The following is a 24117-nucleotide window of genomic DNA, read 5'->3' as shown; positions in this document are numbered from 1 at the left end:
ATGGCGAGGACAGCATGAGTCCGATCGAAACAAGAACATCGTCCGATTCCCGCGACAACCGGCCGCTGGTGCTGGTGGTCGACGACAACGAGGGCTCGCGCTACATCAAGGGCCGCATCCTGCGGCGTGCGGGCTATGCCGTGCTGGAAGCGTCGACCGGGGAGTCGGCGCTGTCGCTGGTGCGCCGCTATGCGCCGGACCTGGTGCTGCTGGACCTGAAGCTGCCGGACATCGACGGGCTCGACGTCTGCCGCATCATCAAGGACGACCCGCAAAGCTGCCGCACGCTGATCCTGCATACGTCCGGCTCGGCCAGCGATCCGCGCTACCGGGTCGAGGCGCTGGACCACGGCGCCGACAGCTATCTGGTGGAACCGGTCGAGCCCGAAGAACTGGTGTCCAGCGTCAAGGCGCTGCTGCGTCTGCGGCGGGCCGAGGAGGCTTACCACCGGACCTCGCAGGCGCTGCGCGACAACGAATTCCTGTTCCGCCAGCTGGCCGACAACCTGTCCGACGTGCTGTGGATCTTCGACCCGAAGGAGCGCAAGTTCCTGTTCGTCGGCCCCGCCTTCGTCACGCTGACCGGCCGCCCGGTGGAAGCATTGCACCAGCACGGCGACACCTGCTTCGGCTGGGTCGCCGAGTCCGACCGCGAACGCGTGCGGGCCGCCTGCGATGCGATGCTGCACGACGGCCATATGGATCTTGAATTCGCGCTGATCCACGCCGACGGCCAGACACGCGACGTGCGTGCACGCGCCTTCCCCGTCAACAACGCCAGCGGCGAGTTCTACCGCGTGGTCGGCGTCTGCGAGGACATCACGCAGCAGAAGCGCGCCGAAAAGATGCTGCGCGAGGAAGAACGCCGCAAGGACGATTTCCTGGCGATGCTGGTGCACGAACTGCGCAACCCGCTGGCGCCGATGCGCAGCGCGGCCGATCTGCTGATGCACTGCGCGCCGTCGCGCGAGGACAGCTTCAAGGCGCGCGACATCATCGCCCGCCAGCTTTACCACCTGACCCGGCTGGTCGACGATCTGCTCGATATCTCGCGCTTCACGCGCGGCACCATCACGCTGCGCGACGATCTGGTCGAGCTGCGCTCGGCGCTGAACACCGCGGTGGAAACCGTCCGTCCGCTGATCGAGTCGCGCAATCATCAGCTGCGCCTGTCGGTGCCCGAGGGGCCGATGCCGGTGCGCGGCGACCTGGTACGCCTGACGCAGATCTTCGGCAACCTGCTGAACAACGCGGCCAAATACACGCCGCCCGATGGACTGCTATCGATCGAGGCCCAGGCCGACCAGGGCACGGTGACCATCCGGATCACCGACAACGGCACCGGGCTGTCCCCCGAACGGCTGCAGGGCCTGCGCGAGACCTTCGAGCACGACGGCGCCAACGGCAATATCGCCGTGGCCGGCGGCAATGGCCCCGGCATCGGGCTATCGCTGGTGCATCGGCTGGTCAGCATGCATGGCGGCCGGCTGTCGGTGCAGAGCAATGGCCCCGGCCATGGCAGCAGCTTTATCGTGCAATTGCCGATGCAGCCGTGGCGCAGCTGGCAGCCGACGCTGGGCGGACGGCAGGCACCGGCCGGCAAGCCGCGCACCGTGATGGTGGTCGACGACAACGTCGACGCGCTCGAGGCGATGGCGATGACGCTCGAAGCGCTGGGCCATACCGTGATTACCGCGCTGGACGGCGCCGCCGCGATCGTGCGCGCGGTCAAGTACAAACCCGAACTGGTGCTGCTCGATCTGGGCATGCCCGGCATGGACGGCTTCGAGATCGCGCAGCGTCTGCGCGCGATACCGGAGCTGCAGGCGATGAAGGTGGTGGCGCTCACCGGTTACGGCCAGCCGGGCGACAAGCAGCGCACGCAGGCGGCCGGCTTCGACGACCATCTGACCAAGCCGGTCGATCTGGAGGTGCTGTCGCGCCTGCTCGACGAGTGCCGCGCCGATGGCCATGCCAGCGCCGGCTCGCCGCCGCCCCTGCATTCGCCGCTGGGGCATCCCGCCAATGCGAGCTCGGCCAGTTCGCACGCTTCGATGGAGAAAAGGATGCATACCACCCCAGAACCGGACCAGAACCCGGACCAGCCGCCGACCACCCCCGAACCCGAGGTGCCGCCGATCGATCCGCATGAGCCGGTGATCGACCCGCCGCCGGGCGACGTGCCGCCGCCCCCGCCGCAGCGCGCGTAAGGGCACGCGTCCGACAAGCGAGTCTGATCCACGACGGAGTTCCTCTGTGCCCCGCATCATCTGGAAAGGCGCCATTTCCTTCGGCCTGGTCAACATACCGGTCGTGCTGAAGGCGGCCGCACGCGACAACGCGCTCGACTTCGACTGGCTCGACGAGCGCGACATGGCGCCGGTCGGCTATCAGCGCATCAACAAGAAGACCGGCAAGCCGGTCGACAAGGACCATATCGTCAAGGGCTACCAGTACGAGAAGGGCGAATACGTGCTGCTGTCGCCGGAGGACTTCCGCCAGGCCAATGTCGAGGCGACGCAGACGGTCGATATCGTCAGCTTCGTGCAGGCCGACCAGATCCCGCCGTACTACTTCGAGACGCCCTACTATCTCGAACCGGACCGGCGCGGCGAAAAGGGCTATGCGCTGCTGCGCGAGACCCTGCGCCGCACCGGCCGCGCGGCGCTGGCCCTGGTCGTGATCCACAACCGCCAGCATCTGGCGGCGGTACTGGTGCTGGGCGATGCGCTGGTGCTGAACACCATGCGCTGGGCCGAGGAAGTGCTGCCGATGGACGAGCTGAATCTGCCCAAGAGCGGCAGCAAGCAGCAAGGCGTCAGTCCGCGCGAAATCGAGATGGCGATGCGCCTGGTCGAGGACATGCAGGAGGACTGGAACCCCGAGGCCTACCGCGATACCTATCGCGACGACCTGATGGAGCGCATCGAGGGAAAGATCGCCGAAGGCAAGACGCATCTGCTGACCCCGGCCGAGCCGGGCGCCGACGAACCGCGCAAGTCGGCCGAGGTGATCGACATGATGGCGCTGCTCAAGGAAAGCATCAAACGCCGCGGCGGGCGCGGCGGTGCGCGGGCCGAAGCGAGCGACGATGCGGGCGACGCAACGCAGGACGAGGATTCGGACGAGCAGCAGGAAGACGACAAGGCAACGCGCGCGGCGCCGAAGAAGGCGCGCGCCACTGGCGCCCGCAAGACCGCGCGCAAATCGGCCGCGCGTGCCGCCGGCAAGGATGGCAAGGACAGCAAGGAAACGAAGCAGGCGGGCAGCCGCAAGAGCGCGGCGAAGTCCGGCAAGGCTTCGGCTTCAGCGAAGAAGAGCACGGCGGGCACGGCGAAGCGGGACAGCGCCGACAGCGGCTCGCGCAGCGCCCCGCAGCGCAAGCGCGCCTAGTCCGGCAAACGCCGTCGTTCCCGCTTTCGCGGGAACGACATCAGGCCCTCAGGATCTCCTCGGCCCGGACTGTCCGGCCTCACGCCCACGGATCGTACGAGTCCTCCTTCCAATACGGCGAGGTTCCGTAGTACTGGTGAATGCTGGTGGCCCATTGCGGGTCGGCCATCGCCGGCCAGTGGTCCTTGTCGAAGCCGGGCGCGGCCTTCAGCTTTTCCTTGTCGATTCCCAGCACGAAACACTTGCGCCGCGTGTCGAGCGTCAGCGCCGACCACGGCACCGCGAACAGCTTCTCGCCGATGCCGAGGAAGCCGCCGAACGACAACACCGCATAGGCGACGCGGCCGCCCTGTACGTCCAGCATGATGTGGTCGATCGTGCCGAGGTCCTCGCCGGCCGGCCCGATCACGCTGTTGCCTTCCAGCGTATCGGCCGCCATCACGAAGGGGCCCGGCCCGCTCGCATTGGTGTCGACGTCGCCGACGATGGTCGCGCCGGCCGGCGCGCGGGCCGCGGCCGGATCGCGAAGGTCACGGGGATCGCGGGGATCGCGGGGATCTCTGAGGTCTCGCGGATCGCGCGGGTCTCTGTCGAGTGGGTTCATTGGCGACTCCTGCTTCGGTTGTCGGTTGACACAATGGCGCCCTCGCGCCCCTGATGGCCTCACGGCCGTGCGTCACGGACGGCTGGCGGGCACCGGCGGTGCGAGCGGGTCGAAATCGACCCAGCGTCCTTCGCTCCAGCGTCCGTAGGCGCGTTCGACGTCCTTGGCGCCGGCCTGGCGCAACACCTCGGCCGCCGTCTCACGCGTATCGGGACTGACATGCACGGCCAGCAGCACGCCGGCATCGCGCTCGGTCTTGACCTCACGGTTTGGATCGGGCGCGTTCGATACCCGGTCGGGATCGCGCGTCATCGACAGCGCACCGACCAGCGAACCCAGATAGGCGCCCAGGCCCGTGGCCAGCGCCAGCACGAGGACGGAAGCCTGCATCAGCGCCAGCCCCACCGCGCCGATCACGGCACCGGCGATGGCGCCCAGCACGATGCCGCGCCCGGCGCCTGCACCGGCCTTGCGGGTGCCCGCATCGACCGCCACGTCCCCGCCGAGCGGAAAGCGTCCATGCTGGCCCGGCGGATTGACGAAGAACAGGGTCACGTCGTCCTCGGCGAAGCCGCGGGCAAACAACTGGCCCGCCGCCGCCTCGGCCTGGGCGAACGTATCAAAGCGTCCGGCGATAATCAGGGACATGCTGGCTCCTTCGAATCGGTTGGCAGACACCCGCTTGGCGAGCGATGGATCGGCAATCGAATTCGGCCTGGCGTTTCGGGGGCGTTCCGGGGCGGTCGCGACGCCAGCCAGGGCTGCGGTCAGGACTTGCCCCTGGACGTGGAGTCGGGCCTGGACCCGGTCTTCGTCCCCGCAGTCTTGCCGCTCGCGGCCTTGCCGCCCGAGTCCTTGTCCCCTTCCTTCGCTGCGGTGCCCTTGCGCTCGGCCGCAGGACGCGCGCCCGCGGGCTGGTGCGCGCTGCCCGGTTCGATTTCCCAGTCGGTGTCGTCCCGTTCGGTGCTGGTCTCCTTCTCGGCATGCATCGCGGCGCTCGGCGAAATCGGATCGCTGGCCGGGAAGGTCATCTCCACCGATTCGTCGACCGCCTGCTGGTACGTGCACGCGCTGCTCTGCTTTTCCGCTTCCTGGTCGGCGGCCTTCTGCTTGCTCGGCTTCGCCGCGCTGGCGGAAGCAGACTTGGCGGCGGCTCCATGGGCGGAGGGGGACGCGGTCTTGGCCTTCTGCATCATCGGCTCCTGCTCGATTGGAATAGCGAAACAGATGCAAGCGACGGGCCAGAAGGGAACCGCCCGGGACCGGCGCACAAGCGGCGCATGCGGCAGCACTCGGCGTTGCACAAAGTGCATCGCTCGTAAAAAGTACTTGCCGCGCGAGCGGCGTGGCGACCGGGATGAAAGTGGGAAAAACGAAGGCGGAAAACGTCGGCTAGCCGCCGGCGTTCTCGTCGGACGATGGGGCGGGGGATGGGCTCGAGTACACCGTGGAATTGACCGCTGGATCGATCGCCGCACCGGGCGGCACGCGGGGGAACGTCACCGCGATGCAGGCGGTTTGCCCGTCCTGCTCGCACTGCGTCGACGGCTCGGCGCCAAGCGACGCACCATGCAATTCCGCCATGCGCCGCGCCAGCAGCAATGCGGAACTTTGCCGCGCGGGCGCGGCGGCTGCCGTGCCGATATCGCGCCGGAAAAACTCCGACAGCACCGACAGGCGCTCCTTGACACGGTCGGAGGTCGCGCGGCTTTCGGTCAGGCGCAGCTTCACATGGTTGGCGGTGGGCTCCAGATGCGCATCGATGGTGTCGCCATTGCGCGCCTGCTTCAGGCAGTGCAGCACCAGATGACGCAGCAGCGGCTCGAGCCGGCGCGGATCCGCCTGCACGAGGACATCGTCACGGCTGCCCGCGCCCTGATCCCGATGGACCAGCACATCGGCCAGCGTCACCCGCCGCGCCTCCGCGACCGGCTTGGCCGACTCCATGGCCTGCGCCATGGCGGCGGCCAGATCCACCGCTTCCCATTCCGCTTCGCTTTCGTCGGCCAGCAGCCGCACCGCCTCCTCCAGATGCTGGATCAGCGTGACCTGCTGCTGCATCGCCGTGCGCAGCCCGGTCAGCGCCCGTTGCACCGGCGCGGTGGGCGCGTCCAGCGAATGGTCCAGCACGTACGCCCAGCTCTGGATGCCGTTCAGCGCCGAGCGCAGATCGTGCGACACCTGGTCGATCAGCGTCGTGACTTCGGAAGTCGCGTCGACAGCCGCCGGCACCCAGTGCTCGGTGCCCGCCCCGCCGGATTGGCCACCGTTTTCCGCATCGGCGCGGCTGGAGGGAAAAGGTCGCTTGGACATGAGTGAGGATGGCATGTTGGGGTCGCCGCGCCGATGCGGCGGGGCCGGATTTTCGAGCCGAAGCATAGCTTGGGCCAGGCCGGGGCCTTCGGCAGCGGGATTGGCGGGATGGGCGGAATTGGTGGGACGCACGGGCGGCAGGATGGTCTCGCGTGGCTTCAACTGGTGGCGGGAGGCCGGTCGTGGGTGCCGCTGCTGGCACCGTTGGCACCGTTGGCCGAGGTCTTGAACGACTCCGGCAGCTTGCCTCCGGCGGCGTATTCCTCGAGGCGGTTGTAAAGCGTCTTCAGACTGATGCCAAGAATTTCCGCCGCATGCTTCTTGACGCCGGCGCACTGCTCCAGCGTGGCGAAGATCAGCTCGCGGTCGGCATCGGCCAGCGACATGCCGACCGGCACCGTGACGATGGCGGTGGCGGGCACCTGCGAGGCGGCCGCCTGCAGCGGCACCGGCGATTCGGCGATGACGTCGTCCTCCGCCATGATGAAGGCGCGCTGCACGAAATTGCGCAGCTCGCGCACATTGCCCGGCCACGAATGCAGCCGCAGATTGGCCAGCACCTCGGGGCCGAAGCGGCGCTGCGTGCCGTGCTCGGCGTTGAGCTGATCGAGGAAGGCCCCCGCCAGCTGCACCACATCGTCGCCGCGGGTGCGCAGCGGCGGCAGTTCGATCGGAAACACGTTGAGGCGGTGATACAGGTCCGCGCGCAGCTTGCCCTCGGCCACCGCCTCTTCCGGATTGCGGTTGGTCGCCGCGACCACGCGCACGTCGGCGCGCAGCTCGCGGTTGGTCCCCACGCGCATGAAGGTGCCGGCCTCGAGCACGCGCAGCAGCTTGACCTGCAGCTCGATCGGCATCTCGGTGATCTCGTCCAGGAACAGCGTGCCGCCGGCCGCGCGCTCGAAATAGCCCTTGTGCTGGCGCTCGGCGCCGGTGAAGCTGCCGCGCTCGTGGCCGAACATCTCGGACTCGATCAGGTTCGGCGAGATCGCGCCGCAGTTGACGGCGAGGAAGGGCTGGCGCCGGCGCGGCGACAGCTCGTGCACGGTCTGCGCGGCAAGCTCCTTGCCGGTGCCGCTTTCGCCGACCAGCAGCACGGTGGCCTCGGTGGGCGCGACCTTGCTGATCTGGTCATAGACCGCCTGCATCGCCTCCGAGCTGCCCAGCAGCCGGCCGAAGCGCCCGTAACGCCGTAGTTCGCCGCGCAGCGAACGCACCTCGGCCTTCAGGTCGCCGGTGGTGGCGATGCGCTTGAGCACCGTCTGCAGGCGCGCGACATTGATCGGCTTGACCAGATAGTCGGTCGCGCCCAGGCGCAGCGCCTCCACCGCGCTCTCGACGCTGGCGTAGCCGGTCATCAGGATGATGTCGACGCCGGCGGAGCCGACTTCGTTGAACAGGTCCTTGCCGTCGCCGTCGGGCAGCTTCAGATCCGCCAGCACCGCATCGGGCATCTGCCAGCCGATCTGCAGGCACGCTTCGCGCAGGTCGCCGGCGGTGGCCGCGGTGAACCCTTCCGCCGCGGCAATCTCGGCAAGCGCTGCACAGGTGTTCTCGTCGTCGTCGACGATCAGGATGTGAGGCATAGGCTTGACTGATGCCGGCCGCTGAAACCCTTGACCGGAATGGTGGAATTGAGACAGGCGCCGTGGCGGTTGCCGCCGCGGCGGGCGTTACTGCCCTGAATAGACGTCATTCTATGCAAGCGGCAAGCGGCGCCATACCGGTGTTAGTCTGACATCGGCCGCCGGCCGTCCCGTGCGGGCTTGTCGGACAAACTGCGATGGTGGGCCGCCTCGTCGCAAGCTAGCATTGCGTTACGCGAACCGCAATGCGGATCTCGCGAAGCCTGGACCGCGGACGTCTGCCAGTTCGCCTTGCCGCCCGCGTCCACCGTCCGCCGACCGCCTGTCGCCTTATCCGCTCCGCCTTTCGCTACATGTCGACCAGCACCTCGAACGATCTGCCGGACACGACGCGCTCCCGCCATCGGGAACCCGCGCGGGACCACCCACGCGAGGACGGCGGCCGTGGGCCGGCGCGCGACGACTTCGCGCTGCTCTGGCGCAGCAGCTCGCCGGCGATGCGCCGGCTGCTCGAACAGATTCCCCGCGTCGCCGCCACGGACGTCCCGATGCTGGCCGTCGGCGAAAGCGGCACCGGCAAGGAGCTGGTGGCCCGCGCGATACATGAGCGCAGCAACCGGCGCGGCAAACCCTTCGTCGCCGTCAACTGCGGCGCGATCGCGCCGACCCTGATCGAATCGGAACTGTTCGGCCACGAGAAGGGCGGCTTCACCGGCGCGATGCAGCAGAAGGCCGGCTATTTCGAGCAGGCGCATGGCGGCACGCTGTTCCTGGACGAGGTCACCGAAATGGCGCCCGACATGCAGATCAAGCTGCTGCGGGTGCTGGAGACGCGCACTTTCCATCGCGTCGGCGGCGACGCGCAAGTGGTCTGCGACGTGCGCATCGTCTCGGCGACCAATCGCGACCCGCTCGAGGCCGTGCGCAGCGGCGTGCTGCGCGAAGACCTGCTGTACCGGCTCGCCGCGGTGCCGCTGCACATCCCGCCGCTGCGCGAACGCCGGGAGGACATCGTTCCACTGGCCAAGCACTTCCTGGCCGAGCTGAACGCGGCCGAAGGCACCGACAAGGTGTTCTCGGCCAGCGCGCTGGAGCGCCTGTGCCAGTACGGCTGGCCCGGCAATGTGCGCGAGCTGCGCAATACGGTCTATCGCGCGTTCATCCTGGCCGACCGCGTGATCGAACTGCCGAACCCGAATATCGCCTCGCAGCCGCCGCTGCCCACCGCCGCCGACGGCGTGCTGAACGTGCGGATCGGCACCACGCTGGCCGATGCGCAGCGCGGCCTGATCCTGGCCACGCTGGCGCGCTTCGACGGCGACAAGCGGCGCGCCGCGCAGGCGCTCGGCATCAGCCTGAAGACGCTGTACAACCGGCTGGACGCCTATCGCGACGGCTGATCGGCCTGCCTGGCCAGATCGACATCTTCGGCCGCATCCGCCGCGGAACGCACCGATGCCGGCGCGGCCGCGCGCGCGTGCAGCCGCGCCAGCAGCGGCAGATGGTCCGAGGCAATGCGCGCCAGCGGGCTGCGATGGCTCGTCACCGAGGCAAGCACCGAGCGTGGACAGCACCACAGCCGGTCCAGCGCCAGCACCGGCATCCGCGACGGGAAGGTCGGCACATGCGGCGCCCCGTCGAAATACGCATGCAGCCAGCGCAGCGGCCGCCCCCACAGGAACCATTCGTTGACGTCGCCCAGCAGCACGGTGGGCACGCCGGGCTGTTCGGCAAGCGAGGTCAGCAGCCGGCGCACCTGCATGCGCCGCTCGCCCGGCCACAGCCCCAGATGGGTCGCGATCACCCGCAGCGGGGACGCGTGCACGCCGTCGGGACAGCTCAGCGTCGCGTCGATCGCGCCGCGCGGTTCGTGGCGGCCGACGCTCAGGTCGATCTGCCGGACCCGGCTGGGCGGAAAGCGCGTCAGCAGCGCGTTGCCATATTCGCCGTCATGCCGGATCAGCGTGGGCCCGGGAATCGCGTGGTAGCCGGTCTCGTCGCGCAGATAGGCCAGCATGTCGAAGCCGGTGCTGCGCGATTCGACTTCCTGCAGCGCGACGATGTCCGCCTGCAGTTCGGTCAGCACGCCGGCGATGCGCTTCGGTAGAAAACGCCCGTCCACGCCGATGCCGCCGTGGATGTTGTAGCTTGCCACCACGAATTGCGCGGGCGCGGCGGAACCCGGCGCCTTTCCGGGACGCTCCGGACTCTCGGGGAACGGCTCGACGATGTCGCCGGGGCGCAATGGATAAATCCGACTCATGCATGCCCTCCATGGCGGGGTTCGCCGATGGCGGCGCGGTGCACCGCCTGCGTGGTCTCCGCCGGCTGCATGGCCTGCGCGATCCTCGCCTCCCGGGCGGCCTCCGCCGCCTGCGCCGCCTCGGCTTCCTTCGCTGCCTGCGCGGCGTCCGCGCGCCGGCGCCGGCGCAACAGCCACAGCACGCTGAGCGGGATCAGCAGCACCAGCAGCAGCAACGCCACCGTCAGCGGGTTCGGATTGCGTGCCACCGCGGCGATGCGGTCGACCAGCGAGGCCGAGATCACGATGCCGGGCGTCATGCCGATCAGCGTGCCGAGCAGGCAATCGCGGAAGCGGATTCGCGAGGCCCCCACCACCAGATTGACCAGCGTGAACGGCGCCACCGGCACCAGCCGGAGCACCACCATCGCCAGCAGGCCGTGCTGGCCGACCTGCTGGCTCAAGGCATTGAGCCGCTTGCCGCCATAGCGCCGTACCGCGTCGCGGCCGACAAAGCGGCCGATGCCGTAGCCGGTGGCGGCGCTGAGCACCACGCCGCCGAGCGCGCACAGCGCGCCCTTGACCGGCCCGAACACGACTACCGTCACCACGATCAGCAGGGTCACCGGCACCATCACCAGCCCCGCGGCGACATAGGCGCCGAGCATCGCCAGCGGCGCCATCGGCATGTCGCGGATCCGCTCGACCACATCGAGCACGTTGCGGAAGTCGGCCCACTCCCGCAGCGGCGTATAGCGCCATGCAAAGGCCAGGCCCGCCAGCACCACCAGCAGCAGGATCGCCACGCCCAGGCGGCCGATCACGCGCGGCCGCGCCTCGTGCGTCAGGAACTCGTCGACCAGCCCGTCCGGGTCGATCGGCTCGATCGGATCGAGCAGGCGCTCGTCGGGCACCACCGCGTCGACCTCGGGCACCAGCGGCGGATCGAAGGCCTGCAGGGTCCGCTCGCCGGGCCGATGGCAGCGGGCGATGGTCGCGTGCAATGGCTCGCCGCGTGCATGGGCGGCGGCCAGTTCGTCGGCGTCGCACCCCAGATGCTCGGCCACCAGCCGCGCGCGCATGGCGCGGATCGCGTCCGCGATGCGGGCATCGCCGGCCGCCTCGATCACCAGATTGCATTCGGTGTCGAGCCCCATCGAGCGATTGTTCAGATTGGCCGAGCCGATCGTCAGCAAGCTGTCGTCGACCACCATGACCTTGCTGTGCACGTTGATGCCGGGCAGCGGTTCGCCGTCGGGGCCGGGTTCGCCCTCGCCCGGCAGATGCGGGTAATAGAGCCGATAGCGGTGGCCGGCATCGACGCTGCGCAGCTTGCGATGCGCGCGGGCGCGCAGCACGCCCATGCTGTGCTCCTCGAGCCAGCCGCTCTCGCTGCGCCGCGAGACCAGCACCACTTCCGGGCCCTCGGGCTCGGCCAGCCGCGTCGCCAGCGCGTCGGCCAGCACGCCGGAGCTGAAATACTGATTCTCGAGATACAGCGTCTGGCGCGCGGCGGCGATCGCGTCCAGATGCAGCGCGCGGATTTCGCCGATGCCGGGCTCGCCGTCGAAGGCGGGCGCGGTGCGCGCGATCGCCACCGGCACGTCGGTCAGCAGCGGGGCGACGCCGTCGGGCCACAGCCGCCTGCTCTTTTCACCGGCAGCCGGGTCGGGCGCACGCGGCTCGCGCCGGGTACCGCGGCGCCAGCGCTCGGCCGCCATCTCGCCGAGCGCGCGCGCCACGTCGCCTTCGACTACTGCCTGCACGTCGTGGAACGGCCCATAGGGCTTGCCGTCGGGATCGACCCGCCGCGGGTCGTGCAGCGCATGCGAGGGCGTGTCCCAGCGGCAGCGGGTCAGATCGAGTCCGCCGACGAAAGCCAGGCTGTGGTCGATCACCACGACCTTCTGATGATGCGAGGCGCCCACCGGATGCCGGGCGTCGAGCCGGAACGACAGGCGCCGGTGCGTCTGCCAGTCGAGCTTGACCGCCGGCAGCCACTCGCGCTCCATCGCATACACCATGGCGAAATCCCAGCTCAGCACGTAGACGCGCAGCCGCCGGCGGCGCCGCACCAGCGCGTCGAGGAAATCGCGCAGCCCGCGCGGAAAACCGTCGTCGGCGCCGCCGGGCACCAGTTCGAAGCGGCTGTCGATATCCCAGCCGAGGATGAATACCGTGTGCTCGGCCTGGATCAGCGCCGAGCGCAGCGCGCGGAAGTACGCTTCGCCATCGACCAGCATGGCGAAGCGCGACGCGCGTTCGATGCGCCAGCAATTGCGGCCCGGCTGCAGCAGCTTCGCCGCGGCGGCGGCCGGCGCACGATCGCCCCCGGCAGCACGCGGGGCGCCTTCGCGGCGCGCCGTCTGCGCGACGCCGGCTGCAGCTTGCCGGTCTTCAGGCGCGTCTTCAGCGGTCATCGACATCCCTGCGGAAACGGAAGGAGGCGAAGCGGGACCAGGATGTCCGGCGGACCTCCGCCAGCAGTATGGCAAGCCCGGCCCGGAAGCGCCGTCCGCCGCCGGCCCCGGCGCTTGTCGGAATCCGCCTACATCGGGCGCGGGGCAACGTCCGCCGCGCGCCAGGCGCGAAGCGGCACAGCCGTGCGCGCTTGGCAAGCTTGTCCGGCTTGCCTTACCCTGTCGGCCCTACCGATGGAGGAAAACGATGGCCGCTACCCTGCCCGCAAACGACACGCTTCGCCGCTGGACCCGCGTCGGCACCGACTCCCATGCCTTCGATGCCTATCTGAGCCTGCCGCCGGGCGGCATGCGCCCCGGCACGCCGGGCATCGTGCTGATCCAGGAAATCTTCGGCGTCAACGAACATATTCGCGCGGTGGCCGATCAATACGCGCTGGACGGGTACGCGGTGATGGCGCCGGACATCTTCTGGCGCGAAGCGCCGCGCATCGAGCTCGGCTATGCGGGCGCCGACAAGGAACGCGCGATGGCGCTGTACAAGACCACGGACCCCGACGTGGTTCTCGACGATATCGCGCTGACGGCGCAGGCGCTGCGCGCGCAGCTCGGGCCGGACGGCAAGGTCGCCGCGGTCGGGTACTGCTTCGGCGGGCTGCTGGCGTATCTGAGCGCGGCACGCGGGCTGGTCGATGCGGCGGTGCCCTACTACGGCGGCGGCATCCAGCGCCGCCTCGAGCAGGCCAGCGCGGTGCGCGTGCCGATCCAGTTCCACTACGGCGAGCGCGACGCCAATATTCCGCCCGAGGCGGTCGAACAGGTGCGCGCCGCGATGGCGGGCAATCCGCGCGCCGAGATCCACGTCTACCCGGGCGCCGACCACGGCTTCAACTGCTGGGCGCGCGCCTCCTACGACCAGCCCTCGGCGGTGCTGGCGCATGGGCGCACGTTGACGTTCCTGGCCCAGGCGCTGTCGCAGCGCGCCTGAGACGGCGGACATCGCGGGCCGCAATGGCCCGCCCTACTACCCGCGCGACACGCCGTCGTCGTTGAAGGCGGTCAGGCGCGAGATACGGAAGGTATGGCGCAGCGATTCGAGTTCGCTCCGATGCAGCAGCGCCAGCCGATTCAGGCAACGCTCGCCCTTGGGCTGCAGATGGACCTGCACCACGCGGCGGTCGGCGGCATTGGTCTTGCGCTTGACCAGCCCGGCCGCCTCGCAGCGATTGACCAGCGCGACCACGCCATGCTGCTTGGCCTGCAGCCGCTCCGCCAGCTCGCCGATCGAGGCCCAGTCGCGCCCCGGAAAGCCGCGGATATGCAGCAGCAGCAGATACTGCTGCACGGTCAGGCCCTCCTCGCGCACGGCGTCCTCGGAGAAACGCATGAAGCGCCGCAGCTGGTAGCGGAAGTCGGACAGCGCCTCGAAGTCCTGCTTGGCAAGCTCGGCGGCACTCGGGGAACGGGGCTGGGTCATGGCGTGCGATGGAGCGGCCGGCGTGGCAGCGCGGCCGCGATCTGGAGTCGGGCGTCATTATAGGTGCGCGGCAAGGCAGTTACGCGCAGTGCGGCGCACCGGCACGAGTCTGCGGCCGCGGCCACCGTTGCGCTACGCGGGGCATCCCGGGTATGGCAGAATCTGTGCGTCCGCAGACACCTGCGCCACGACCACGGAAATCCGATGCTCTCGCAAATCGCCATCTTTCTGCTCGACACCGTCTTCACGCTATTTGGCATGGCGCTGCTGCTGCGGCTGTGGATGCAATTGACGCGCTTGCCGGCGCGCAATCCGATCTCGCATGCGGTGTTCCAGGTCACCGACTGGCTGGTGCGGCCGCTGCGGCGGGTCATCCCCGGCGTCGGCGGCATCGACTGGGCCACCGTGGTCGCGGCCTGGCTGACCGCCGTGGTGTTCCTGCTCGCCGTGATCGGCCTGACGGCGGGCAACCCGCTCGGCTTGCTGCCCGCGGTGCTCGGCATCGCGGTGCTCAACGTGCTCAAGTGGGGCATCAGCCTGGTGATGTGGGTCACGCTGCTGATGGCGATCCTGTCCTGGGTCAATCCGCATTCGCCGATCACCCCGGTGATCCAGCAGCTAACCGATCCGCTGCTCGATCCGATCCGCCGCGTGGTGCCGCGTCTGGGCGGCTTCGATATCTCGCCGCTGGTGCTGTTCATCCTCGCGCAGGTGCTGCTGATGGTGATCGCCGGCCTGAGCGTCAATCTGTTCGGCCTGCGGCACCTGCTCTGACGCGGGGCTGCATACCGGCCCGCCGGAAGCCGGCAACGGTTCGCCGCGATTGTCTGCCTGCTTGAACAGTGTGTTGCTGCAGGACCTCTTTTTCCGCCTGGGCGACGGGCGTAGATTCGGGCGGTGTGATCGGCTGATGCCGGCCACACCGCTTTGATCAAAGGAAAAAGAACCATGAAGACTCTTGCACAACCCCGTCGCCTGGCCTTCGCGCTGCTCTGCGCCGCCGGCCTGTCCCTGTCCGCCACCGCGCTGCACGCCACCACGCTCGATCGCGACGTGCTGCGTCTGGAAGGCGCCTCGATGCACGTCGGCAAGGCCGACCCGTACACCGACGGCGCCCGCACGGTGGACGCCTATACCGATGGCGCCCGCAGCGTCGATGCGTACACGGACGGCGCGCGCGCCGACCACGTGTCGGACAACCGCGACCGGTTCGGCCAGGGCGCCTGACGCCCTCGCACGTCATCCGGCGTGCCTGCGAGAAACCGGCCTTCCGGCCGGTTTTTTTTATTGGCGGCGGATTGTTCCGGCAGCCGGACGAAGTTTCCAGCCCAGGCGGTTTTTCCCGCACGCGCGCGCCGCTAAGCTGGCGCCCATGCCCCACCAACCCTTGCCCGCCGGCCATCCCGCGCCGAATCCCGTTTCTCCGCCACCTTCGCTGCGTCTCGCCTCGCATCCCGAGTTGGGACCGCTGCGGCTGTCGGCATTCGGCCTGACGCTGGGGCTGGTGACCGGCCTCGACTTCTCGTCGACGCTGATGATGGCGGTGGCCAGCCAGCACATCCAGGGCGGCGTCAATGCGACGCCCAGCGACTACCTGTACGCGGTCAGCGCCTATGCCGCAGCCGCCGTGCTGATGAACATGCTGCTCGACCAGATCGCGCGGCGCATCACCTACAAGCGCTTCACGATGGCGTCGCTCGCGGTGTTCGTGCTCGGCGCGATCCTGTGCGCGGAGGCCGGCTCGCCGACCGGCCTGATCGTCGGCAAGACGGTCGAGGGTCTGGGCGCCGGCGGCCTGTTCGCGGCCTCGCGCATCCTGGTGCAGCTGCTGACGGCGCCATCCGAACGGGCCCCGCTGCTGCTGCGCTTCGGCCTCGGTTCGTTCGGCCTGCTGGCGGTGACCCCGTGGCTGACCGGCATCTTCCTCGACGAGATCGGCTGGCGCGCGGTCTTCCTGTTCCAGGCCGTGATCGCGCTGCCGGTGCTGGCGCTGGTGGCGCTGACCTACCCGCGCCGCGGTCCGCGCGACCCGCATCCGCCGGTATCGACACTGGACTGGCCGGCCGCGCTCAGCGCCGCGGCCGGTGCACTGGTGCTGCTGCACACGCTGCAGGAGATGCGCTATACGCGCTTCTTCAGCACGCCGCACATGCCGCTGATGGCCACGGCCGGGCTGGCGCTGCTGCTGTTCTGCGCCTGGCGGCTGCACCGGCATCAGGATCCGTGGATCGACCCGTCGCGGCTGCTCGGGCGGCGCTATCTGTACGGCCTCGGCTTCTACACGCTGTACTACCTGCTGTCGGCAATCTGGGCCTATCTGCTGCCGACGCTGACGCAGAGCGGGCTGGGCCTGACCTTCCGCACCACCAGCATGCTGCTGTCGGTCAGCGGCACCGTGTCGGCGATCGGCGCGGTGGTGCTGACGCTGTGCATGGCGATGGTGTTCCGCAAGCGGCGGGTGATCGCGGCCGGCCTGGTGATCTACGCCTGCGCCGCGATGCTGCTGTCGCAACGGCTGATGCCGGGCGCGCCCGACTACGCGCTGGTACCGGTGGTGCTGCTGGAGGGCCTGACGCCGGTGCTGCTGATGATCCAGGTCGCCTCGATGACCTACCTCGACCTGCCGGTCGAGGACTTTGCCCACGCCTACCAGTTCAAGAACGTCTGCAAGCAGATCGCCTCGGCGACCGGCACCGGGCTGGCCAGCATGTGGATGCAGGAAGGCGCGGCCACGCACCGCACGCATCTGGTCGAGCACGTGACGCGCTTCGAGCCCGCCTTGCAACAGGGCGGGCTGTCGGCCTCCGACCTGGCGCGGCTGTCGCAGGAGGTCGATCGCCAGGCCACCTTGCTGGCCGGCATCGATCTGCTGCACGGCTTCGCGCTGGTCTGCGTGCTGATCGCCGGTTTCGTGCTGGTGCAGAAGAGCTTTCGCTGACGTTTCGTGCAGGGGGCCGCGGGCTCCTTGCGAGGCGATGCTGGCGGGGCGTTGTGGCACAACGCGGCATGGCGGCTTGCCCCTCTGGCGGTCTGCGGCCTTTTCCACTACTCTTTCGGCCTTTCCGTGCGCATTCGGCATCCAGCCGTATACCTCGATGGCCAGCCACGCCCAGAACGATTCCCAGGATTCCAAGCCGTCCGCCGCCGACGCCGCCGGCACCGCAAGCAGCGCCGCCGAGAAGCCCAGCGACAGCTACGTCCAGTCCTTCGCCCGCGGGCTGTCGGTGATTCGCGCCTTCAACGCCCAGCGTCCCGCCCAGACCCTGACCGAGATTGCCCAGGCCAGCGGCCTGACGCGCGCCGGCGCGCGGCGCATCCTGCTGACGCTGGTGGGATTGGGCTACGTCGAGGCCGACGGACGGCTGTTCCGGCTGACGCCGAAGATCCTCGACCTCGGCTTCGCCTATCTGACCTCGATGCCGTTCTGGAACCTGGCCGAGCCGATCATGGAGGCGCTGTCGCAACAGGTCCACGAGAGCTGCTCGGTATCGGTGCTGGACGGGACCGAGATCGTCTATGTGCTGCGGGTTCCCGCACGCAAGATCATGACGATCAATCTGTCGATCGGCAGCCGGCTGCCCGCCTATTGCTCGTCGATGGGCCGCGTGCTGCTGGCGGGACTGTCGGACGAGGAGCTCGATCGCGTGCTGCGCGCCAGCGATCTGCGCAAGCGCACGCAGCGTACGGTCACCGATATCGACGAGCTGAAGGCCATCATCGCGCGCATCCGCCAACAGGGCTGGGCGCAGAACGATCAGGAGCTGGAGGAAGGGCTGGTGTCGCTGTCGGCGCCGATCCGCAATCGCGCCGGCCAGGTCATCGCGGCGATGAACATCAGCGGCCAGGCCAACCGCACCAGCGCCGAGGAGATGGTGCGCCGTTTCCTGCCGCCGCTGCTCGAAGCGTCCGAGAAGATCACGAACCTCGTCAGTCTGCGGACCTGACGGCGGGGATTATCTGGCCCCTGGCGCTTGGCCCTTGCCCTGGCCCTCGCCGGTTCGTTTGTCCCTGCTTCAACTCGCCATCGGCCCCGGCAATTGCACCATGCCGTACTGTGCCGAACGCGTGCCGGGCACCGGCTTGTTGCTCAGGCCCAGATAGGCGAAGGCGACCGACAGCTTGACCGCGTCGGACAGGTTCTGCCCCGCGCTGTGGAACAGCCGGCTGTCGAAGAACAGCACGTCGCCGCGCTGCAATGACAACGGCGCCGCGTCCGCCAGCAGCGCCGCGCTGGCCGGGTGGCTGTCGACCAGGAATTCCGCGGCATCGAGCTGCCCCGGTTCCAGCGCGACCCGATGCGAACCGGGTATCACGCGCAGCGCGCCATTGCGCTCGTCCTCGTTGCCCAATGCCAGCCACACCGTCACCAGTTCCGGACTGGCGAACGACCAGTAGCGCGTATCGCGATGCCAGCCGGTCTGGCTGCCATAGGCCGGATGCTTGGTCATCACGCAGTTGTGGTGGGCCAGCGTCAACTGCGCCGGCTCGCCGAGCAGCGCGGTGACCAGCGTGGCCACGCGCGGGTCGGTCGCCCATTGCTGGAACACCGGGTCGCGATCGTAGGCTTGCCGCAGCCGCCGCACCGTCGCACCGCCAGCCGCGTCGCGGCTCGGGGGTGCGCCCGGATAGCCGAGCTCGGCCTCGTATTCGACCGGCTCCACCGCGGCCGCCAGCTGGGCGCGCGCCACGCGCTCCATCGCATCGCACAAGGCGGGCTCCGCCAGGCCGCGCAACACCACGAAGCCGTCGCGGTGGAAGGCCGCGGCCAGCGCCTCGAGTTCTTGTGCGTCGAAGGGAGACGTCGCGGGCGGCGCGGCGGTGTCGTTCTGCGCGTCGTTCTGCGCGTCGGGCGCGGCGTCGGGATGGTGGGGAGCGGCAGGGGTCGTCATGGCGACAGCGGAACAGGCAAGGCGGCGAGGCCAGGGCTTCGCCGCGGGTTGGGCACGGCGCGACGGGAACGGTTTCGCGCGCCAACAAACCGGATGATGCCAGAAGCGGGCGCCCCGTGTGCGCGCAGCACTGCGTACGGCGGGGGGCCGCCTCGCATGACCGCAGGCGGCGCGCTTCGGCGCGTACTGATATCGTTCGATATAATTACGTTTGTAACTATTTGGAGGGGCTGCGCCATGTCCTTTGAAGACCGCATCGACCGTTTCTGCGCCGCCCATCCCGAGGCGCCGCGCGACCTGATCCTGGCGTCCCGGTTGTTGATGCGCGCGGCGCGGCTGCTGCGCGCGCATATCGATCGCGCGCTGGCGCCCTTCGATCTCGACATGTCGCAGTACCTGTGCCTGAGCATGCTGGCCGCCGACGAAGGGCAACCGAGCATGCCGTCCGAATTGAGCGCGACGCTCGACGCCACGCGAACGCAGATGACGCGACTGCTCGACGGGCTCGAAGCGCGCGGCCTGCTGCGCCGGCGCGCGTCGACCCAGGATCGGCGCAGCCTGGAATTGCGGCTGACTGCGGCGGGGCGCAGCCTGGTCGAGCGCGCGGCGCCGGTCGTGCACGCCGCGTATGGGCAGGCCTGGGGTCCGCTGGGCGAAACCGGACTGGCGGGCGCGACGCGGGCCCTTGCGAAGCTGCACCAGCATCTGGACTCGCTGGAATCATGAGCCCGCAGACCGTATCGCGCAGGTTGGTGCGATTGCGTCGCGGCGCAGGACGGCTGCGGCTGCTCGGCCATCGGCAGCGCCAGACGCTGTTGATGCTGTTGCTCGCGCTGGCGACTGCGGTCGAATTCCTCGAGAACATCATGTTCGTCTTTGCCGCCAGCCATATCGTCGGCGGCATCGACGGCGATCCCCGCAGCTTCGCGCTGGTACAGGCGGCCTACGCGGTCGGCAGCATGCTGACCATCCTGAAGCAGCCATGGCTGGCGCATCGCTTCGGCTATCGGCGCTATCTGACCGGCGCGCTGCTGCTGTTCATTGTCGGCGCGCTGGCCGCCGCAGGCAGCCATTCGGTGACCCAACTGGCGGCCGCACGCCTGCTGCAAGGGCTCGGCGGCGGCGCATTGTTTACGAGCTGCCGCATCCTCGTCAATCTGATGTTTTCGCCGGCCGACCGGCCGCGCGCGTTGCGCATCTTCATGCTGGGGATCTTCGGCGCTTCGGCGCTGGCCCCGGCTTTTGCCGCCGCGCTGATCGAGCATGGCGTCTGGCAGGACGTGTTCTACGGCGTGGTGCCGTTCGCCGCGCTGGCCGCCTTGGCGGCATGGTGGTTGTTGCCGGATGCCGAGGCCTCGACCGCGGGGCAAGCGCCGGCAATCGGACCGCTGCTGCTGTTCGGCGTCGCCATCGTCGTGCTGCAAGCCGCGTTCAGCGAGGCGCGCTTCGACGTGCTGTCGCACCCGATGCGACTTGCCGCGCTTGCCGCGAGCGGTGCGGCGCTGCTGGCGCTGTTCCTGTGGCACCAGTGGCATCACGGCAAGCCGCTGCTGGCGCTGCGCAACCTGCGCCATCCGGTGTATCTGACCGGGCTGGCGATGTATTTCGTCTACTACCTGATCAACAACCTGAGCGGCTACCTGTTTCCGATCTACGCCGAGCAGGGCCTCGGACTGCCGCTGCAGACCACCGGCTGGCTCAACACCTTCTCGGCGGCCGTCAGCCTCGCCGGGATCGCCATCTATCTGAAGAGCGCTTCGCGGCTGTCGCGCAAGAAGCCGTTGATGGCCGCGGGCCTGCTGGTGATGGCCGGCGCGGCCTGGTGGTTTTCACGGCTGCCGCCGGATGCCGACATCGGCGCGCTCGCCCTGGGGCTGGTCGGCAAGGGCCTGTTCGGCGTGATGGTCATCATCCCGATCGCGGGGCTGACGTTTCGCCCGCTATCGGCCGAGGACTTCGCGCACGGGTATCGCAGCAAGAACCTGATGCGGCAGATCGCCAGCTCGTTGGCGTCCGCGCTGGGCGCGGTTCTGCTGCAAAACCGGCAGTTCGCCGTCCATCAGGGCATCGTCGACGCGCTCGGCAATCGGCCGGAGCAGACCGAGCAGTGGATGCGGACGATGGAGGGAACGTTGGCCGCGCGCGGGCTCGATGCCGCGCACGCGCATCAGTTCGCGCTGACATGGCTGGCGCGGCTGGTGGATCAACAGGCCAGGCTGATGGCTTGCGAGGATCTGTATCGCTGGATCGCGCTGCTGGCGCTGTGCGCGGCGGCGGCGATGCTGTGGCAGCGTCGGCTCGATTGAGCGCGCCGCGAGGGACCGCAGCAGGACTGCGGTCGGTCTGAGGGTGTAACCGGGCTGCGTTGCCGTCGTCAGAACAACGGCAGCTGGCGCATGCCGAAGCCCACGGTCTCTTCGACGCGCATGCGCGCGTGCGCCAGCGAACCTTCGGCCCCCGAATAGTTGCCGGCCGCCCAGCGATAGACCACGGGCACTTCGCCGCGCTCGGACAGATGGACTTCGCCCAGCTTGTCGCCGCGCTCGTTGCGGTAGTAGTGGGAACGATAGCCGCGCTCCCAGTAGGTGACCTCTACCTTCTTGCGACGACGGGGCGACGGCGTCGCGCGCGGCATGCGCCGCGCCCGGTCGGTCGCCGTCACCGTAGATGCACGCGTGAGATCCAACTGCATAGACTTCCTTTTCGATCGAGTCCACAAGACGATGGCACCGATGCCTCGTCATGCATCGCAGTCGAGATGATACGCCGTGATTGCGTTCCTGTGTGGCTATGCAGCCCGGAAAAGCGCGCTGGGCAACGTTTTGCGGGTGGGTACGTATACGTATACCTGCCGTATACGTTGGCGCGTATACGGCAGGTATACGGGGCGTATACGTGGCCGTATACCTCGTCGCAAACGTGACCGGGCACGTCGAAGCGCGTCGAGTCAGCAGGCAAAAAGGCGTCGCGTCCGGGCCCGTCGTGGCCCGATCGCGACGCCTCACGCACCATGCATCAACCCAGTTCGATCGGCACGAAGAGCTGCGTGTCGTCACGCTGCACCAGCAGCGCGACTTCCTTGCCGGCCTTCGACACCATCGTGCGCAACTGCTCGACGGACTTGATCGGCGTTCCGTTGAAGGCAAGGATCACGTCGCCCGGTTGAATGCCGACGCGTGCCGCGGGGCCCGACGCGTCCTCGACCACGAGGCCGCCGGCGATGCCGCTCTCGCGCTGCTCGGCGGGCGACAACGGCCGCACCGCCAGACCGAGCTTGCCGCCGGACTGCGCACCATCGCTCTTTTGCGCGACGCTTTGCTCGTTGGCCGCGCCGACCTTCACCGTCAGCGTGATGGGCTTGCCTTCGCGCACGACCTTCAGCTTCGTCTCGGTGCCCGGCTTCAGATCGGCCACGTGCTCGGGCAGGTCGGTGGAACGATCGACCGTGTCATCGCCGATCTGCACGATCACGTCGCCGGGCTTCAGGCCGGCCTTTGCGGCGGGCCCGTCGGGCTCGACCGTATTGACCAGCGCACCCGCGGGCTTGGGCAACCCGAACGACTGCGCCAGGGCCTGGTTGACCTCCTGCACGCCGATGCCCAGACGGCCGCGCGTGACCTTGCCGTGCGCGACCAGTTGCTGTTGAACCTTGGTGGCCACGTCGATCGGAATCGCGAACGACAGGCCCTGATAACCGCCAGTCCGGCTGTAGATCTGCGAATTGATGCCGATCACCTCGCCGCGCTGATTGAACAGCGGACCGCCCGAATTGCCGGGGTTCACCGCGACGTCGGTCTGAATGAACGGCACATAGGTATCGTCAGGCAGCGCGCGCGACTTCGCGCTGACGATGCCGGCGGTCACGGTGTTCTCGAAACCGTACGGCGAACCGATCGCCACCACCGGCTCGCCGACGCGAACCTGCGACGGGTCGCCCAACTGCACGGTCGGCAGATCCTTGGCGTCGATCTTGATCACCGCGATGTCGGTCTGCTTGTCGACGCCGAGCACCTTGGCCTTGTACTCCCGCCGGTCGGTGAGCTTGACGACCACCTCCTGCGCACCATCGACGACGTGCGCGTTGGTCAGGATCATGCCGTCCGGGCTGACGATGAAGCCCGAGCCCAAACCACGGGCCAGCTGCGGCTGATCGGGCTGAGGACCATACGGGAACGGAATGCCAAAGCGCTTGAAGAACTGGAACATCGGATCGTCGGGATCCATGCCCGGCGGCATCTGCGCCGCGGTGCGCTGGGCGCGCGCGGTCACGCTGATATTGACGACCGCGGGACCGTAGCGGTCGACGATGCCGGAGAAGTCGGTCGGCGTTGCCATCGCGCGGCCGGGAGCAGCCGTCACCTGCGCGGTCACCGGGGTCGGCGCGGCATAGCTCGACGCGACGGCCTCGTTCTGGAGATAGTGGTAGCCGCCTGCCAACACGCCCAGGGCAGCAATGGCAACGGCCGTACGAGCAACAGTTCGGCGAATCATCTGGTTCTCCTCGTTGGTTCGGCGCCCACGGTGGGCGCGACGAGGACATGCTAGGGGGCCAGACTTAAACGAGCCTTAAGGAAGAGAACGGCAGGGATCGATGCGCAGATCGCGGCGATTCAGGAAGTCGCGGGCGTCGCCGCGACGTCGGTTGGGCGCCCACCCTCGCGCAGCCACGCGAGCAAAGCCGGTATCTCGGCCTGTGGCAACATCGCGCAAAACTGCCGCTTGCGCGCGACATGCAGGCGCTTGACCAGCGCCTCGAGTCGGGACGCCTCAGCCCGATCGGCACAGCGCAACTGAGCCGCGATCGCAATCGGTTTGCGCGAACGGGTGTAGCGAGCGCCGGTTCCCGCCTGATGCTGGGCGAAACGGCGGGCGACATCGGTGGTGATGCCGGTATAGAGGCTGCCATCGGCGCATTCGAGCAGGTACAGGTACCAGGAATGGTCGGGTGGCGTGGTCACGGTGGAATCGAGGCGAGAAGCGCGCGGTGGCGGAGCCGGCATTGTGAGGCAGTCGGGGCGACGAGGAAAGCGCTCGTACTTTCATACGCCTGCTCGGTGCCGCCGCCACAAAGCAAAACGCCCCAGACCTTGAGGGATCTGGGGCGTTTTCAAAGGAGAGCCTGGCGATGACCTACTTTCACACGGGTAGTCCGCACTATCATCGGCGCGAAGTCGTTTCACGGTCCTGTTCGGG

General features: G+C 68.7%; 22 protein-coding genes. 10 read left to right on the top strand and 12 right to left on the bottom strand.

The genetic code is table 11. From position 1 onward, the window contains the following. Positions 1-14: 14 nt before the first annotated feature. Both J5T34_RS17190 and J5T34_RS17185 read left to right on the top strand, forming a co-directional pair. On the top strand, positions 15-2210 hold the full coding sequence (locus J5T34_RS17190; RefSeq protein WP_208581113.1) for a hybrid sensor histidine kinase/response regulator: 2196 nt from the start codon (positions 15-17) through the stop codon (positions 2208-2210). Positions 2211-2256: 46 nt separating this feature from the next. After that, positions 2257-3393, top strand: coding sequence for a Ku protein (locus J5T34_RS17185; RefSeq protein WP_208581111.1), 1137 nt, complete (start codon positions 2257-2259; stop codon positions 3391-3393). A 79-nt stretch (positions 3394-3472) separates the two neighbouring features. Here the strand turns inward: J5T34_RS17185 and J5T34_RS17180 are convergent, their stop codons facing one another. The 5 genes from J5T34_RS17180 to J5T34_RS17160 form a co-directional block, all read right to left on the bottom strand. Then, positions 3473-3997: a PRC-barrel domain-containing protein gene (locus J5T34_RS17180; RefSeq protein WP_244259022.1), complete on the bottom strand. Its 525-nt coding sequence runs from the start codon at positions 3995-3997 to the stop codon at positions 3473-3475. 72 nt (positions 3998-4069) lie between these two features. Next, a complete protein-coding gene (locus J5T34_RS17175; protein ID WP_208581105.1) occupies positions 4070-4645 on the bottom strand; it encodes a hypothetical protein in 576 nt (191 codons plus the stop codon). Between the two features lie 119 nt (positions 4646-4764). Continuing rightward, on the bottom strand, positions 4765-5190 hold the full coding sequence (locus J5T34_RS17170) for a hypothetical protein (RefSeq protein WP_208581103.1): 426 nt from the start codon (positions 5188-5190) through the stop codon (positions 4765-4767). 199 nt (positions 5191-5389) lie between these two features. After that, on the bottom strand, positions 5390-6310 hold the full coding sequence (locus J5T34_RS17165; protein ID WP_208581101.1) for a sensor histidine kinase: 921 nt from the start codon (positions 6308-6310) through the stop codon (positions 5390-5392). Between the two features lie 158 nt (positions 6311-6468). Beyond that, positions 6469-7896, bottom strand: a complete 1428-nt coding sequence (locus J5T34_RS17160) for a sigma-54-dependent transcriptional regulator (protein ID WP_208581099.1) — start codon at positions 7894-7896, stop codon at positions 6469-6471. A gap of 353 nt (positions 7897-8249) precedes the next feature. Between J5T34_RS17160 and J5T34_RS17155 the strand changes: the two genes are divergently transcribed. Continuing rightward, on the top strand, positions 8250-9296 hold the full coding sequence (locus J5T34_RS17155; protein WP_208581097.1) for a sigma-54 interaction domain-containing protein: 1047 nt from the start codon (positions 8250-8252) through the stop codon (positions 9294-9296). On the opposite strand, the gene J5T34_RS17150 is transcribed toward J5T34_RS17155, so the two are convergent. Continuing rightward, on the bottom strand, positions 9281-10159 hold the full coding sequence (locus J5T34_RS17150; protein ID WP_208581095.1) for an endonuclease/exonuclease/phosphatase family protein: 879 nt from the start codon (positions 10157-10159) through the stop codon (positions 9281-9283). The genes J5T34_RS17155 and J5T34_RS17150 overlap by 16 nt on opposite strands. Further along, on the bottom strand, positions 10156-12558 hold the full coding sequence (locus J5T34_RS17145) for a VTT domain-containing protein (RefSeq protein ID WP_208581093.1): 2403 nt from the start codon (positions 12556-12558) through the stop codon (positions 10156-10158). The genes J5T34_RS17150 and J5T34_RS17145 overlap by 4 nt, the downstream gene beginning before the upstream one ends. 247 nt (positions 12559-12805) lie before the next feature. Between J5T34_RS17145 and J5T34_RS17140 the strand changes: the two genes are divergently transcribed. Continuing rightward, positions 12806-13546, top strand: coding sequence for a dienelactone hydrolase family protein (locus J5T34_RS17140; protein WP_208581091.1), 741 nt, complete (start codon positions 12806-12808; stop codon positions 13544-13546). 36 nt (positions 13547-13582) lie between these two features. On the opposite strand, the gene J5T34_RS17135 is transcribed toward J5T34_RS17140, so the two are convergent. Then, on the bottom strand, positions 13583-14035 hold the full coding sequence (locus J5T34_RS17135; protein ID WP_208581089.1) for a MarR family winged helix-turn-helix transcriptional regulator: 453 nt from the start codon (positions 14033-14035) through the stop codon (positions 13583-13585). A gap of 204 nt (positions 14036-14239) precedes the next feature. On the opposite strand from J5T34_RS17135, the gene J5T34_RS17130 reads away from it, so the two are divergent. The 4 genes from J5T34_RS17130 to J5T34_RS17115 all read left to right on the top strand — a co-directional run bounded on the left by J5T34_RS17130 (position 14240) and on the right by J5T34_RS17115 (position 17979). Further along, positions 14240-14809, top strand: a complete 570-nt coding sequence (locus J5T34_RS17130; protein WP_208581087.1) for a YggT family protein — start codon at positions 14240-14242, stop codon at positions 14807-14809. Between the two features lie 174 nt (positions 14810-14983). After that, entirely contained in the window at positions 14984-15262 is a 279-nt protein-coding gene (locus tag J5T34_RS17125; protein WP_053824434.1) for a hypothetical protein, read from the top strand. A 145-nt stretch (positions 15263-15407) separates the two neighbouring features. After that, positions 15408-16973: an MFS transporter gene (locus J5T34_RS17120; protein ID WP_244259021.1), complete on the top strand. Its 1566-nt coding sequence runs from the start codon at positions 15408-15410 to the stop codon at positions 16971-16973. Positions 16974-17130: 157 nt separating this feature from the next. Then, positions 17131-17979 (top strand): IclR family transcriptional regulator, encoded by an 849-nt coding sequence (locus J5T34_RS17115; protein WP_208581085.1) that lies wholly within the window; start codon positions 17131-17133, stop codon positions 17977-17979. A gap of 69 nt (positions 17980-18048) precedes the next feature. On the opposite strand, the gene J5T34_RS17110 is transcribed toward J5T34_RS17115, so the two are convergent. Then, entirely contained in the window at positions 18049-18924 is an 876-nt protein-coding gene (locus tag J5T34_RS17110) for a phytanoyl-CoA dioxygenase family protein (RefSeq protein WP_208581083.1), read from the bottom strand. Between the two features lie 237 nt (positions 18925-19161). Here J5T34_RS17110 and J5T34_RS17105 point away from each other — a divergent pair, with 237 nt between their 5' ends. Continuing rightward, the gene (locus tag J5T34_RS17105) at positions 19162-19650 is read left to right on the top strand and encodes a MarR family winged helix-turn-helix transcriptional regulator (RefSeq protein ID WP_208581081.1); all 489 of its coding nucleotides are present in this window, start codon (positions 19162-19164) and stop codon (positions 19648-19650) included. Continuing rightward, positions 19647-21230: an MFS transporter gene (locus tag J5T34_RS17100; RefSeq protein ID WP_208581079.1), complete on the top strand. Its 1584-nt coding sequence runs from the start codon at positions 19647-19649 to the stop codon at positions 21228-21230. Before J5T34_RS17105 ends, J5T34_RS17100 begins: the two co-directional genes overlap by 4 nt. Before the next feature lie 68 nt (positions 21231-21298). On the opposite strand, the gene J5T34_RS17095 is transcribed toward J5T34_RS17100, so the two are convergent. The 3 genes from J5T34_RS17095 to J5T34_RS17085 form a co-directional block, all read right to left on the bottom strand. Next, positions 21299-21616 carry a hypothetical protein gene (locus tag J5T34_RS17095; protein WP_006577865.1) on the bottom strand — a complete coding sequence of 106 codons (318 nt, stop codon included), beginning with the start codon at positions 21614-21616 and terminating at the stop codon, positions 21299-21301. A gap of 323 nt (positions 21617-21939) precedes the next feature. Next, positions 21940-23415, bottom strand: a complete 1476-nt coding sequence (locus J5T34_RS17090) for a DegQ family serine endoprotease (RefSeq protein ID WP_208581077.1) — start codon at positions 23413-23415, stop codon at positions 21940-21942. Between the two features lie 119 nt (positions 23416-23534). Beyond that, positions 23535-23882 carry a GIY-YIG nuclease family protein gene (locus J5T34_RS17085; protein ID WP_347880665.1) on the bottom strand — a complete coding sequence of 116 codons (348 nt, stop codon included), beginning with the start codon at positions 23880-23882 and terminating at the stop codon, positions 23535-23537. Positions 23883-24117: the final 235 nt, after the last annotated feature.

It is taken from the genome of Cupriavidus gilardii (assembly GCF_017598945.1).
GTDB lineage: Bacteria > Pseudomonadota > Gammaproteobacteria > Burkholderiales > Burkholderiaceae > Cupriavidus > Cupriavidus gilardii_E.
This window is presented reverse-complemented; position numbering and strand designations above follow the sequence as displayed.

Excerpts from the sequence above, each read along its gene's own strand:
- J5T34_RS17190 (WP_208581113.1), top strand. The coding sequence starts at position 15 with ATGAGTCCGATCGAAACAAGAACATCGTCCGATTCCCGCGACAACCGG.
- J5T34_RS17180 (WP_244259022.1), bottom strand. The coding sequence starts at position 3,997 with ATGAACCCACTCGACAGAGACCCGCGCGATCCGCGAGACCTCAGAGAT.
- J5T34_RS17175 (WP_208581105.1), bottom strand. The coding sequence starts at position 4,645 with ATGTCCCTGATTATCGCCGGACGCTTTGATACGTTCGCCCAGGCCGAG.
- J5T34_RS17170 (WP_208581103.1), bottom strand. The coding sequence starts at position 5,190 with ATGCAGAAGGCCAAGACCGCGTCCCCCTCCGCCCATGGAGCCGCCGCC.
- J5T34_RS17165 (WP_208581101.1), bottom strand. The coding sequence starts at position 6,310 with ATGTCCAAGCGACCTTTTCCCTCCAGCCGCGCCGATGCGGAAAACGGT.
- J5T34_RS17160 (WP_208581099.1), bottom strand. The coding sequence starts at position 7,896 with ATGCCTCACATCCTGATCGTCGACGACGACGAGAACACCTGTGCAGCG.
- J5T34_RS17155 (WP_208581097.1), top strand. The coding sequence starts at position 8,250 with ATGTCGACCAGCACCTCGAACGATCTGCCGGACACGACGCGCTCCCGC.
- J5T34_RS17150 (WP_208581095.1), bottom strand. The coding sequence starts at position 10,159 with ATGAGTCGGATTTATCCATTGCGCCCCGGCGACATCGTCGAGCCGTTC.
- J5T34_RS17145 (WP_208581093.1), bottom strand. The coding sequence starts at position 12,558 with ATGACCGCTGAAGACGCGCCTGAAGACCGGCAAGCTGCAGCCGGCGTC.
- J5T34_RS17140 (WP_208581091.1), top strand. The coding sequence starts at position 12,806 with ATGGCCGCTACCCTGCCCGCAAACGACACGCTTCGCCGCTGGACCCGC.
- J5T34_RS17135 (WP_208581089.1), bottom strand. The coding sequence starts at position 14,035 with ATGACCCAGCCCCGTTCCCCGAGTGCCGCCGAGCTTGCCAAGCAGGAC.
- J5T34_RS17130 (WP_208581087.1), top strand. The coding sequence starts at position 14,240 with ATGCTCTCGCAAATCGCCATCTTTCTGCTCGACACCGTCTTCACGCTA.
- J5T34_RS17125 (WP_053824434.1), top strand. The coding sequence starts at position 14,984 with ATGAAGACTCTTGCACAACCCCGTCGCCTGGCCTTCGCGCTGCTCTGC.
- J5T34_RS17120 (WP_244259021.1), top strand. The coding sequence starts at position 15,408 with ATGCCCCACCAACCCTTGCCCGCCGGCCATCCCGCGCCGAATCCCGTT.
- J5T34_RS17115 (WP_208581085.1), top strand. The coding sequence starts at position 17,131 with ATGGCCAGCCACGCCCAGAACGATTCCCAGGATTCCAAGCCGTCCGCC.
- J5T34_RS17110 (WP_208581083.1), bottom strand. The coding sequence starts at position 18,924 with ATGACGACCCCTGCCGCTCCCCACCATCCCGACGCCGCGCCCGACGCG.
- J5T34_RS17105 (WP_208581081.1), top strand. The coding sequence starts at position 19,162 with ATGTCCTTTGAAGACCGCATCGACCGTTTCTGCGCCGCCCATCCCGAG.
- J5T34_RS17100 (WP_208581079.1), top strand. The coding sequence starts at position 19,647 with ATGAGCCCGCAGACCGTATCGCGCAGGTTGGTGCGATTGCGTCGCGGC.
- J5T34_RS17095 (WP_006577865.1), bottom strand. The coding sequence starts at position 21,616 with ATGCAGTTGGATCTCACGCGTGCATCTACGGTGACGGCGACCGACCGG.
- J5T34_RS17090 (WP_208581077.1), bottom strand. The coding sequence starts at position 23,415 with ATGATTCGCCGAACTGTTGCTCGTACGGCCGTTGCCATTGCTGCCCTG.